We start from the raw sequence: 12010 nt of genomic DNA, 5'->3' as shown, positions 1-12010 counted from the left end.
CAGTGGGGTGGTGTGGGGGCGGTGGTGGCGGGGGCGCGGGCTCAGGTGACTGACGGGGCGTCAAGTGCGCGTTCGTGGGGCCGTGAGCTGGGGCGGCGTTCTTACGGGCCGGTGGGCGGGGTGCCTTCCGGTGGGGGCGGCTGGCAGGCGGGGCACCAGTAGGTGACGCGGCCGTGGGAGGTGGGGCCCGGGCCGGCGGTGCGGACGGGCGTACCGCAGCGCAGGCAGGGGCGGCCGGCGCGGCCGTAGACCCACAGGCGGCGGTCCCGGAGGCCGCGCGCGGCGGCGCCGGAAGCGGGCGGGCCAAGGCCCCACGGGGTGGTGACGCGGTCGGGGCGGTCCTTGTTCGCCTCCAGGAGTTTTTTGGCGAGCGCCGGGGCGCGCTCGGGGGCGGGGAGCGCGCCGACCGGGAGCCAGGGGGAGGCGCCGAGCAGGAAGCACAGCTCGCACGCGAAGACATTGCCGATCCCGGCGAGATTGCGCTGGTCGAGCAGGGCCTCGCCGAGGGGGCGGCCGGGGTCCGTGAGCAGCCGGCGCAGCGCCTCGTCCGGGTCCCAGTCCGGGCCGAGGAGATCGGGGCCCAGGTGGCCGGTGACCTTGTCCTCGTCGGCGGTGCGGAGCAGTTCCAGGACGGGGAGGCGGTAGCCGACGGCGGTGTGCGCGGCGGTGCCGAGGACCGCCCGGATCTGGTGCGCGGGGCCGCCGCGCCAGCGCTCGTCCGGGGCGTAGATCCGCCAGGCGCCGTCCATCCGGAGGTGGGAGTGGAGGGTCAGGCCACCCTCGGAGCGCCCGGCCTCGGGGCGTCCGCCGCCGAAGTGTCCGCCGTCGAAGCGGGTGAGCAGGTGTTTGCCGCGGGGGACGACCGCCAGCACCGTGCGGCCGGTCAGGTCCACCGTGGCCAGGCGGGGGACCCGCAGGTCGCAGCGGGTGAGCCGGTGGCCGGCCAGCGCCTCGTCCAGGCGCCGGGCCAGCAGCCAGACGGTGTCTCCTTCGGGCACGGTGCCATCATGCACCGGCGGGGGCGGGACCGGGGGCGGGCGGGGGCCCGGGGGACGCGTCGCCGGCGCGCGGGCTTACGGGGTCAGCCTCTCAGGCGCAGCCCCCGGGGTGTGGCGTGGAAGCCCGCGGCCTCCAGGAGGGGTGCGTAGGGGGAGGTCAGGGCGGAGGTGCCGTTGACGCGCTCGGTGGTGATCGTGCCGAGGGCGCCGGCCCGGGCGGCGTCGGTCAGCGCCTCCACGGCGGAGCGCAGCCGGGGGTCGGTGGCGGCGTCGGCGGGATCGGGGCCCAGCGGCCACAGCAGCAGCGTCTTGCCGCCGCGCTCCATGTAGAGCGCCAGCTCGCCGTCGACCAGGACGACCAGGGAGCCGGCCTTGCGGCCCGGTTTGTGGGTGGCGCCCTCGGGGGGCTCGGGCCAGGGCAGGGCGGCACCGTAGGCGTTGGCCGGATCGGCGGCGGCCAGGACCAGAGCGCGCGGCGGGCCGGAGGGGCGCGGCCGCCCCGGGCCGCCGTCCGCGAACGGGCCGCCCCCGGGGAACGAGCCGCCCCCGGGGAACGAACCGCCGTCCGCGAACGGATCGCCGGTGTCCCGCTCCCGCCGGCTGCTGATCGCCCGCAGCCGGTCCACCGCCCCGTCCATCGCGAACTGGGCGGCGCCCAGCCCCTCGACCACATAGCCGCGGCGGGCCTGCCCGGCCTCCTCGAAGGCCGACAGCACGCGGTACGCGGCGGAGAAGCCGCCGGTGACCCCTTCGGCGGCGACCGCGCCGCGGGTCACGATGCCGTGGCGGTCCAGGAGCGTACGGGCCAGGGCGTGGGCCCGGCGGGTGGGGTCCGGCTCGGCGGCGGGCAGCAGGGACCAGCGGCCGCCGACGGTCGGTGGACCGGAGCGGCCGGCGGCGGGGCGGGCGGCCGCGGTCAGCGAGCCGTAGCGGCCCCGGGGGACGGCGCGGCGGGCGCGGTGCGCGGTGGCGCCGGCCGTGCGGCCGGAGCCGAGCAGGGCGCGCAGCGGGGCCAGGGTGTCGTTGGTCAGCCGGCCCGACCAGGCCAGCTCCCACAGGGCGTCGGCGAGTTGCGGATCGGTGGCCTCCGGATGGGTGGTGGCGCGGACCTGATCGGCGATCTGGCGGAAGAACAGGCCGTAACCGGGGGCGAGGGCGGCCAGCACCGCGTCGTGCAGCGCGGTCAGCTCCAGGGGGAGCGGGGGCGGCAGCAAGAGGGGCGCCGCGTCGGCGAGATGGAGGGAGAGCCAGCCGTCCTTGCCGGGGAGGGCGCCGGCGCCGGCCCACAGCACCTCGCCCGTCGCGGTCAGCTCGTCCAGGAGGGCGGGGGTGTAGCCGGCGACCCGGGACGGCAGGATCAGCTTCTCCAGGGCGGAGGCCGGCACCGGCGCCCCCTGGAGCTGCTCGACGGCGCGCACCAGGCCGTCGATCCCGCGCAGCCCGGAAGATGACGGGGCCGGCGCCGGCGCGCCGGGGGCGGGCGCCGGGCGGGGCGGGCCGACGTGCTGCCACTGCGGCAGGAAGGCCGCCAGCGCGGCGGGCGGCACGGGCTCCAGCTCCTCGCGCAGCGCGGCCAGCGAGCGGCGGCGCAGCCGGCGCAGCACCTGGGCGTCGCACCACTCCTGGCCCAGGCCGTGGAGCGGGGGCTGCCCCTCCGGGGCCGGGGGGTGGGCACCGGGCGGGCGGAACTCCCCGGCGACGAGGCGGCCGGCGGCGGCCAGGCGGTGCAGGGCGCCGTCCGTGACGGCCGTGCCCAGCCCGAAGCGGGCGGCGGCCTGCTCGGAGGTGAACGGGCCGTGGGTCCGGGCGTAACGGGAGAGCAGATCGCCCAGCGGATCCTTGACCGGCTCGGTGAACGACTCCGGGACGCCCACCGGGAGCGCGGTGCCCAGGGCGTCCCGCAGGCGCCCGGCGTCCTCGACGGCCGCCCAGTGCTCGGCGCCGGCGATCCGCACCCGGATGGCGCGGCGGGCCGCCGCCAGCTCCCCGGCCCAGCCCGGCTCCGCGCCCCGCTCGGCCAGCTCGGCGTCGGTCAGCGGGCCCAGCATCCGCAGCAGGTCGGCGACGCCCTCGACGTCCTTGACGCGGCGGTCGTCGGTGCGCCACTGGAGCTCGCGCTCCAGCTCGGCGAGCACCCCGGCGTCCAGCAGCTCGCGCAGCTCGGCGCGGCCCAGCAGCTCGCCCAGCAGCCGGGAATCCAGGGACAGCGCGGCCGCCCGGCGCTCGGCCAGCGGGGAGTCGCCCTCGTAGAGGAACTGGGCGACATAGCCGAAGAGCAGCGAGCGGGCGAACGGGGACGGCTCGGGTGTGGTGACCTCCACCAGGCGGACCCGGCGCGCCTCGATGTCGGCCATCAGCTCCGTCAGCCCCGGGACGTCGAACACGTCCTGGAGGCATTCGCGGACCGCCTCCAGGACGATCGGGAACGAACCGAACTCGCTCGCCACCTGGAGCAGCTGGGCGGCGCGCTGGCGCTGCTGCCACAGGGGGGTGCGCTTGCCGGGGCTGCGGCGCGGCAGCAGCAGGGCGCGGGCGGCGCACTCCCGGAAGCGGGAGGCGAACAGCGCGGAGCCGCCGACCTGGTCGGTGACCAGCTGGTCGACGTCCCCGTGGTCGAAGACCACATCGGCGGCGCCCACCGGGGACTGCTCCGGATCCGCCGCCCGGCCGTCGCCGCCGCCGAAGGGCGCGCCGCCGTCGAGCAGGTCCAGGCCCATCAGGTCGGCGTCCGGCAGGCGCAGCACGATGCCGTCGTCGGCGTGCATCACCTGGGCGTCGAGGCCGTAGCGCTCGGCGAGGCGGGCGCCGAGGGCCAGCGCCCAGGGGGCGTGCACCTGCGCCCCGAAGGGGGAGTGGATCACCACCCGCCAGTCGCCCAGCTCGTCCCGGAAGCGCTCGACCACGATGGTGCGGTCGTCGGGGACGTGGCCGCACGCCTGGCGCTGCTCGGAGAGGTAGGCCAGGACGTTGGAGACCGCCCAGTCGTCCAGGCCGGCGGCGGCCAGCCGGGCGGCGGCGTCCTGGGGCGCGAGCGCGCCGATCTCCCGGAGGAACGCGCCCAGCGCGCGGCCCAGCTCCAGCGGGCGGCCGAGCTGGTCGCCCTTCCAGAACGGCAGCCGGCCGGGCACCCCGGGGGCGGGGGTGACCAGGACGCGGTCGCGGGTGATGTCCTCGATGCGCCAGGACGTCGTGCCGAGCGTGAAGACGTCGCCGACGCGGGACTCGTAGACCATCTCCTCGTCCAGCTCGCCGACCCGCTTCCCGCCGCCCTTGCCGGCGCTCTCCCCGGCCAGGAAGACGCCGAACAGGCCGCGGTCGGGGATCGTGCCGCCGGAGGTGACGGCCAGCCGCTGGGCGCCGGGGCGGCCGGTGACGGTGCCCGCGACGCGGTCCCACACCAGGCGGGGGCGCAGCTCGGCGAAGGCGTCGGAGGGATAGCGGCCGGCGAGCATGTCCAGCACGGCGGTGAACGCGGACTCCGGGAGCGCGGCGAACGGGGCCGCCCGGCGGACCACGGCCAGCAGCTCCTCGACGTCCCAGGTGTCCAGCGCCGTCATCGCGACCAGCTGCTGGGCGAGCACGTCGAGGGGATTGGCGGGCACCCGCAGCGCCTCGATGGCGCCCGCCCGCATCCGCTCGGTGACCACCGCGGCCTGCACCAGATCGCCGCGGTACTTGGGGAAGACGATGCCCTTCGACACCGCGCCGACCTGGTGGCCGGCCCGGCCCACCCGCTGGAGCCCGGAGGCCACCGACGGCGGCGACTCCACCTGGACGACCAGGTCGACCGCGCCCATGTCGATGCCCAGCTCCAGGCTGGAGGTGGCGACCACGGCGGGCAGCCGGCCGGCCTTGAGGTCCTCCTCCACCAGGGCGCGCTGCTCCTTGGAGACCGAGCCGTGGTGGGCGCGGGCCAGCAGCGGGGGCGCGCCCCGGGCGGCGCCGGCCTCGGCCATCAGCTGGGCGGGGGAGTGGTGCTCGGGCAGCGGCTCGCCGGTGGCGCGCTCGTAGGCGATCTCGTTGAGGCGGTTGCACAGCCGCTCGGCCAGGCGGCGGGAGTTGGCGAAGACGATCGTGGAGCGGTGGGACTGGACGAGATCGGCGATCCGCTCCTCGACCTGCGGCCAGATGGAGGGCTTCTCGCCCGTGCCGCCCTCCTGGACGGGGGAGCCGCCGAGCTCGCCCATGTCCTCCACCGGGACGGTGACCGCGAGGTCGAAGCGCTTCCCGGACGGCGGCTGGACGATCTCCACCCGGCGCCGCGGCGAGAGATAGCGGGCCACCTCCTCCACCGGGCGGACCGTCGCCGACAGCCCGATCCGGCGCGCCGGGCGGTCCAGCAGCTCGTCCAGGCGCTCCAGGGACAGCGCCAGATGGGCGCCGCGCTTGGTGCCGGCGACCGCGTGCACCTCGTCGAGGATGACCGTCTCGACGCCGGCCAGCGCCTCCCGGGCCGAGGACGTCAGCATCAGGAACAGCGACTCGGGGGTGGTGATGAGGATGTCCGGCGGGCGGACGGCCAGGGCGCGCCGCTCGGCGGGCGGGGTGTCCCCGGAGCGGATGCCGACCCGGATGTCGGGCTCCGGCAGCCCGAGGCGGACCGCCTCCTGGCGGATGCCGGTCAGCGGACTGCGGAGGTTGCGCTCCACGTCGACCGCGAGGGCCTTCAGGGGCGAGACGTACAGCACGCGGCAGCGCTTCTTCGGCTCGGCCGGCGGCGGGGTGCTCGCCAGCGCGTCCAGCGACGCGAGGAACGCGGCCAGCGTCTTGCCGGAGCCCGTCGGCGCGACCACCAGCACGTCCGACCCTTCGGCGATCGCCCGCCAGGCGCCCTCCTGCGCGGCCGTGGGCGCGCGGAACGCCCCGGCGAACCAGCCGCGGGTGGCGGGCGAGAAGGATGCGAGCGCTGCCTCGGTCATGCCACCCATCGTGCACCGGACCACTGACAATCCGGTTCTCGCGGGGCGGCGGGCGGGGCGGCCGGGCGGTGTCCGGGTCGCGGGGCCGGGCTGTCCGCCGTCCGGACGCCCCGGATCCCGGACGGTGCGCCCGGCGCACAATGAGGCATGGCCATGACCAGCGCGGACGGCGCGCGGACCGAGCCCCGGGCCCGCGGGGAGTGGGCCCGCCACTGGCGGTACCCGGGACTGCCCGGCCTCGACCTGCTGCGCGCCCGCTACGTCCGGCACGCCTTCCCCCGGCACGCCCACGACGGCTACGTGATCGGCGCGGTCACCTCCGGGATCGAGGCGGTCGGACTGCGGGACGGCGCCATCCGGGCCGGCCGCGGCTCCATCGTCCTGATCAACCCGGAGGTGCCGCACACCGCGCGGGCCGGGGTCCCCGAGGGCTGGGCCTACGCCACGCTCTACCCCTCGGCGGAACTGGTCGCCGCGATAGCCCGGGAGACCGCCGGGCTGCGCGGCACCCCGGGGTTCGTGCGGACCGCCGCCGACGATCCCGGCAGCAGCCGGCTGGTCGCCGCGGTCCACGGGGCCGCCGAGGCCGGCAACGCGCTGGCCGCCGACAGCCTGCTCCGGATGGCTGTGGCCCGGCTGCTGCGCCGCCACGGGGGACCGCTGCCCGCCCGCGCGCCCCGTTCGGCGGGCGCCCGCACCGCCGCCCGGGCCCGCGAGGTGCTGGAGGCGCGGATGGCCGAGCCGCCCGGCCTGGAGGAGCTGGCCCGGCAGCTGGGGACCGGCCCGTTCGCGCTGCTGCGGGCCTTCCGGGCCGCGTACGGCATGCCGCCGCACACCTGGCTCACCGACGCCCGGGTGCGGCGCGCCCGCCGGCTCCTGGAGGCCGGGATGCCGCCCGCCGAGACGGCCGCCGCGGTCGGCTTCACCGACCAGCCGCATCTGAACCGGCACTTCACCCGGATCGTCGGGGTGCCGCCGGGCGCGTACCGGCGGGAGCGGGCGGCGGCGGTCCGGGAGGCGGGTACCGGGGGCGGGTAGGCGGCTCGGGGCCGGTAGGCGGGGCAGGCGGCTCGGGACCCGCGGGCGGGGCGGGCGCAAGAACGTACAAGACCGGGCCGGTGGCGCGCGCCTAGGGTCCGGACCGTGGCAGAACAGGCAGAACACGCACCAACGGCACCACGAGCACAGCACCCGATACCGCCAGGACAGCACCCGATACCCGGGGCGGCGGCCGCCCACCGGGACGGCGGGTCCGGCGCCGCCACCGGGGGACGCAGGAACCCGCCGCCCCCGGAGGAACGCCCCGACTCCGCCGTCATCCGGGACGCGCTGGGCGTCGGCGTCGCCGTCGGGCTCTCCGGCTTCGCCTTCGGCGTGACCGCCGCCGGCGCCGGACTGAGCCTGTGGCAGACCTGCGCGATGAGCCTCCTGATCTTCACCGGGGCCTCGCAGTTCGCCCTGGTGGGCGCGCTCGCCGCGGGCGGCAATCCGTTCACCGCCGCGGCCGGGGCGTTCTTCCTGGGCGTGCGCAACGCCTTCTACGGGCTGCGGCTCTCCGCCGTCCTCGGCTACCGGGGCGCGCTGCGCCCGCTGGCCGCCCACTGGGTCATCGACGAGACCACCGCCGTCACCCTGGCCCAGACCGGCCGGCGCCACGCCCGCCTCGGCTTCACCGTCACCGGCCTGTCGCTCTACGTCCTGTGGAACCTCAGCACCCTCGGCGGCGCCCTGGGGGCCGGGGCGCTCGGCGACACCGCCGCCTGGGGCCTGGACGCGGCCGGGCCCGCGGTCTTCCTGGCACTGCTGGCGCCGATGCTGCGCACCACCGTGGAGCGGTGCACGGCGGGCCTGGCGGTCCTGCTGCTCCTGGTGACGCTGCCGCTCCTGCCGGCCGGTGTACCGGTGCTGCTCGCCGCGCTGGCCGCCCCGGCCGTGCTCGCCGTCCAGGGGCGGCGGCGCCGGACGCCCGCCCGGGAGCGGGCCGGGGATCCCCGGGCCACCGGGGACGGCCCCGCCACCGGAGACCACCGCACCACCGGGCACGACCGCACCACCCACGAGGACCGCACCACCGGGGAGGACCGGGCATGACCGTCTGGATCGCGATCGGCGCCACGGCCGCCGCCTGCTACCTCGCCAAGTTCCTCGGCCTGTCGGCGCCCGCCGGCGTCCTGGAGCGCCCCCTGGTCAAGCGGTTGGCGGCACTGCTCCCGGTGGCCCTGCTGGCCGCGCTCACCGCCCAGGAGACGTTCAGCGACGGCCGGCACCTGCTGCTCGACGCCAAGGCCGCCGGGGTCGCCGCCGCGGCCGTGGCGCTGGTGCTGCGCGCCCCGTTCCTGCTGGTCGTCGCGGTCGCGGTGGGGGTCACGGCGGGGGTGCGGGCACTGGGGTGGTGAGGGGACGGCGGGCCCCTGGGGAGCCGGAGCGTCGCTAACGGGCCGACGCGCCACGGCCCGCCTGCACGCCCGTACGCTCCTACTACCGGCCTGCCCCGCCCCGCCCGGCGGCCGCGCCCTCAGCCCAGCGGCCGCCCGTACGCCCGGAGGGTCAGCAGCGCCTCCAGGGTCACCCGCGGGCGGCTCTCCAGCTCCGTACCGGGCGCCCAGAGCCGCCAGTTGACGGGCCAGCCGCCGTCCTCCCGCTGGAGCCCGGCGAGGTGGTCCAGGGACCGCTCCAGTTCCGCGTCGGTGAACCAGCCGCGGGCCAGCGAACGGGGCGAGGCCGCGTAGTCGTACGCGAAGTGGTGCTCCCCGGGGGCGTACCCCGGCGCCACCGGGGTCTCGGCCGCCCGCGCCGGATCCAGGACCACCAGGCCCTGTTCCCGTACGAGCCGGCCCAGCCGCTGCGCCGCGGCGGCCGCCCGCGGCCGGTCCGGGGCGCCGTCCAGGAACGCCACCGCCGCCTCGGCCTCGTAGGGGTGGGTGGTCTCCATGGACTCCACCGCGGCCCAGCAGTAGTCGGTGGCCCGGAACAGCCAGGCGTGCCAAACCTGGTTGCGGTGCAGCAGGCCCACCACCGGGCCGGTGGACAGCAGGGAGCTGGGCGGGTCGTCCGCCACCGGGATCCAGGGGGCGGCCGGGTAGCCGCGCAGCGACGGGTGCACCGCCGGAAGCGCCCCGTCCCGCGTCGAGACCCGGGTCAGATAGCGGCAGATCCGCTCCACCCGGCGGCCGTCGCACCGCCCGATCCGGTCCAGCACCCGCAGCGCGAGCGCGGTGTGCAGTGGCTGGCTGACCGGGCCGCGCAGATCGGGCTCCAGGGCGTGGCCGTAGCCGTCGTCGTCGTTGCGGTACGCGGTGAGCGCGGTCTCCACCGGGTCGGCGCCGCCGCCGAGGAAGTGGTACGCGAAGAGCCGCTGCTCCAGCACCCGGGCGGTCAGCCAGACGAAGCGCTCGGCACGCGCCAGAGGGGTCGCTGGGGGGCTTACGTTTTCGGCCATGGCCCGACCGTAGGGGCGAAACCCCGCGACGGCACCGGCTCGCGGTCCGCTGCCCTCCGTGGGCGGGACCCTCAGGGCGTGCGGTTGACGGGACCGGCACGGTGTCCGACATAACGGGACCGACCCCTGCGCCCGGTTGACGGCTCCCTGGGCGCGGGTGTCTCCAGGGGTGGGACGGGCATTGCGGGTTCCGGCCCGGCGTGCTGCAATGCGGCGCGTGATGGGTCAACTCCCGCTCTTCCGGCGCCTCTTCCTGGACCTCGCGCGGCTCGCGTCCGCGGCCTGTCGTCCAACGGGCCGCTGAGCCTGCCCCGTTCACCTCTCCGGTACGCCGGTGTTCCTGGCGCGATGCCGTCCAGGACGGCGGCCGGACCACCGGCCCGGCCCGGTTGCTTCCGCGCCGGGCCGCCGCCCCGTCCGGCCGTTCCCGCGTCCCCGTCCGGCCGCTTCCCGCCCCGTCCGGCACCCGCCGCTCCCGCAGCGGCCGCCCGTACCCGCCCGCCCGGGTCCGCCCGTATCCCCGCGCACCCGAGTACCGGGGGCGCCGGGCCGGTACCCCATGCGCGGCCCGTCCCTTCCCGACCCCTGGAGCCCCCATGCCCCCTCGCAGCACCCGCGCTCTCGCGCTCGCCGCCGCCCTGGCCGCCGTCCTCGGCGCCGCGGGACCCGCGCGGGCCGCGGCGCCGCCCGCCAACCCCTACCTCGCCGCGGGCGGGGCGGGGGCCATGCACGGCGACACCGCGTCCTCCGACACCACACCGCGCCGCGGCCCGGGGACCGGCCCGGCGGCCGTCCACCGCACCGCGCTCCAGGCCGCCTGCCCGACGGTGCTCGCGGGCTCGGACGGCTATCCGGTGGCGGTCTGCACCGGGATCTTCGACCGGGCGCCGCACGTCCACCTGCTCGACCCGGCCACCGGCGCCTCGCTGGCCGAGCTGACGCTGGCCAAGTCCGGCGTGCTGGGCGGCATTTACAGCTATCTGGACGAGCGGGACCGGCTGGTCGTCGCCGACGGCTCCGGGGACCTGCTGCGCGTCGCGCACACTCGGGCGGCGGACGGCGGATGGCAGCTGAAGGTCGTCGAGCGGACGCCGCTGACCGGCGCCGTGGCGGCCGGGGACGGCGTCGTCGGGCTCGCCCCGGACTGGCGCGGGCGGGTGTGGTTCGCCACCGGGCGCGGCCTCGTCGGCACGGTGGACACGGCCACCGGGACCGTACGGACGGCCGACCTCGGGGAAGCCGTGGCCAACTCCCTGTCCACCGCCCCCGAGGGCGCCGCGGTCACCACCGACCACGCGCTGTACCTGCTGCGGGCGGGCGCGGACGGCGTACCGCGGGTGGTGTGGCGGCGGGCCTACGACCGCGGGCCGGCCCGCAAGCCCGGCCAGCTCAGCCACGGCACCGGGGCCACGGCGACGTTCTTCGGCCCGCGCGGCGGCTCGGAATACCTGGCGATCACCGACAACGCCGCCCCCCAGGAGAACCTCATCGTGGTCTCCACCAAGGACAACCGCACCGTCTGCCGCATCCCCGTCCTCGATCCCAACGGGAGCGGCACCGAGAACTCGCCCATAGGGGCGGGCAACAGCGTCTACGTGGCCAGCACCTACGGCTATCCGTACCCGGCCGTTCCGGACGGCGCCGGGCCCGCCGAGCCCGCGAACGCGCCGTTCACCGGCGGCCTGACCCGCGTCGACATCGACCCGGACGGCCGGGGCTGCGCGATCCGCTGGGACACCCGGATCCGCTCGGCCGCCGTACCCAAGCTCTCGCTGGCGGACGGCACGCTCTACACCGTGGAGCGCACCGGCGTCCTGGACCCCGCGCGCACCGGCATCCTGGACCGCTACGACTTCCTGGCCGTGGACGCGGAGACCGGGCGGGTGGCGGGCCGCCGCCACCTGGGGACCGGCTTCCTCTTCGACACGCTCCAGATGGCGGGCAACGCCACGCCCGGCGGGGTGTGGTGGCAGGGCACCGTCACCGGTGTCGTGCGGATCGCACCGGAGTAACGGGAGCGGCGCCCGGCCGGCCGCCCGAGGGGCCGGCCGGGCACCGGCGGCGTCAGCGCGCCGCGCGGCGGGTCACTCGTACTCGTCGCCCTCGTAGTAGTTGTTGACGATCACCTCGGGCTCGTCGTCGCTGAACGCCTCGTTCAGCAGCGCGCCGCCGACCAGGCCGGCCGCGCCCGCGCCGATCAGCGCGCCGGTGCCGAAGCGCCGGCCGCCGCCCTGCTGGTGGTCCGGCTGCTGGGCGTAGCCCTGCTGGGGGTAACCGGCCTGCGCCTGCTGGGGGTAGCCCGCCTGCGCGGGCTGCGGGTAGCCGGCCTGGGCCGGGGTGTAGAAGGGCGGGGTGGTGGTCTGCACCCGCTGGGCGCAGCCGCCGCAGGTCTGGACCTGGCGCGGCACACCCCACTGCGGGGACCACATCACGGGCGTCATCCCGGGGCCGTGGCTGGGGTCGAAGAAGCAGGTCATATCGGAACTTCCTGTCGATTGCGGTGATGTGGTGGGGGCGGAACCCGGCACGGACGGCTCCCGTCCGCCGACCGCCGCCACGGCCGCGGCCGGCACCGCGGCCGGCATCGTGGGCGTGGGCGGCGCCGGCGGGGCGGAGGGCCCGGCGGGGGCTGGGGGGGGGGGCGGGGCCGGGGG

Annotated in this window: 8 protein-coding genes; 4 read left to right on the top strand and 4 right to left on the bottom strand. The window is 77.5% G+C overall.

Going from position 1 to position 12010, the window contains the following annotated elements; translation table 11 throughout:
• Positions 1 to 101: 101 nt before the first annotated feature.
• A complete protein-coding gene (locus ADL22_RS06660) occupies positions 102 to 998 on the bottom strand; it encodes an Fpg/Nei family DNA glycosylase (RefSeq protein WP_066974681.1) in 897 nt (298 codons plus the stop codon).
• Between the two features lie 83 nt (positions 999 to 1081).
• Positions 1082 to 5917 carry an ATP-dependent helicase gene (locus tag ADL22_RS06655; protein WP_107116236.1) on the bottom strand — a complete coding sequence of 1612 codons (4836 nt, stop codon included), beginning with the start codon at positions 5915 to 5917 and terminating at the stop codon, positions 1082 to 1084.
• A gap of 153 nt (positions 5918 to 6070) precedes the next feature.
• Here ADL22_RS06655 and ADL22_RS06650 point away from each other — a divergent pair, with 153 nt between their 5' ends.
• The 3 genes from ADL22_RS06650 (at position 6071) to ADL22_RS06640 (ending at position 8313) form a co-directional block, all read left to right on the top strand.
• On the top strand, positions 6071 to 6955 hold the full coding sequence (locus tag ADL22_RS06650; RefSeq protein ID WP_420711542.1) for an AraC family transcriptional regulator: 885 nt from the start codon (positions 6071 to 6073) through the stop codon (positions 6953 to 6955).
• Between the two features lie 177 nt (positions 6956 to 7132).
• Positions 7133 to 8008 carry an AzlC family ABC transporter permease gene (locus ADL22_RS06645; RefSeq protein WP_420711543.1) on the top strand — a complete coding sequence of 292 codons (876 nt, stop codon included), beginning with the start codon at positions 7133 to 7135 and terminating at the stop codon, positions 8006 to 8008.
• Positions 8005 to 8313, top strand: a complete 309-nt coding sequence (locus tag ADL22_RS06640) for an AzlD domain-containing protein (protein WP_066974676.1) — start codon at positions 8005 to 8007, stop codon at positions 8311 to 8313. The genes ADL22_RS06645 and ADL22_RS06640 overlap by 4 nt, the downstream gene beginning before the upstream one ends.
• 119 nt (positions 8314 to 8432) lie before the next feature.
• Here the strand turns inward: ADL22_RS06640 and ADL22_RS06635 are convergent, their stop codons facing one another.
• Positions 8433 to 9356, bottom strand: coding sequence for a hypothetical protein (locus ADL22_RS06635; RefSeq protein WP_066974674.1), 924 nt, complete (start codon positions 9354 to 9356; stop codon positions 8433 to 8435).
• 596 nt (positions 9357 to 9952) lie between these two features.
• Between ADL22_RS06635 and ADL22_RS06630 the strand changes: the two genes are divergently transcribed.
• On the top strand, positions 9953 to 11368 hold the full coding sequence (locus tag ADL22_RS06630) for a hypothetical protein (RefSeq protein WP_066974672.1): 1416 nt from the start codon (positions 9953 to 9955) through the stop codon (positions 11366 to 11368).
• Positions 11369 to 11440: 72 nt separating this feature from the next.
• On the opposite strand, the gene ADL22_RS06625 is transcribed toward ADL22_RS06630, so the two are convergent.
• A complete protein-coding gene (locus ADL22_RS06625) occupies positions 11441 to 11833 on the bottom strand; it encodes a hypothetical protein (protein WP_066974670.1) in 393 nt (130 codons plus the stop codon).
• Positions 11834 to 12010: the final 177 nt, after the last annotated feature.

It is taken from the genome of Streptomyces sp. NRRL F-4489, from assembly GCF_001509485.1.
GTDB lineage: Bacteria > Actinomycetota > Actinomycetes > Streptomycetales > Streptomycetaceae > Streptomyces.
Note: the sequence above shows the minus strand (reverse complement) of the source record. Positions and strands in the feature narration are given on the sequence as shown.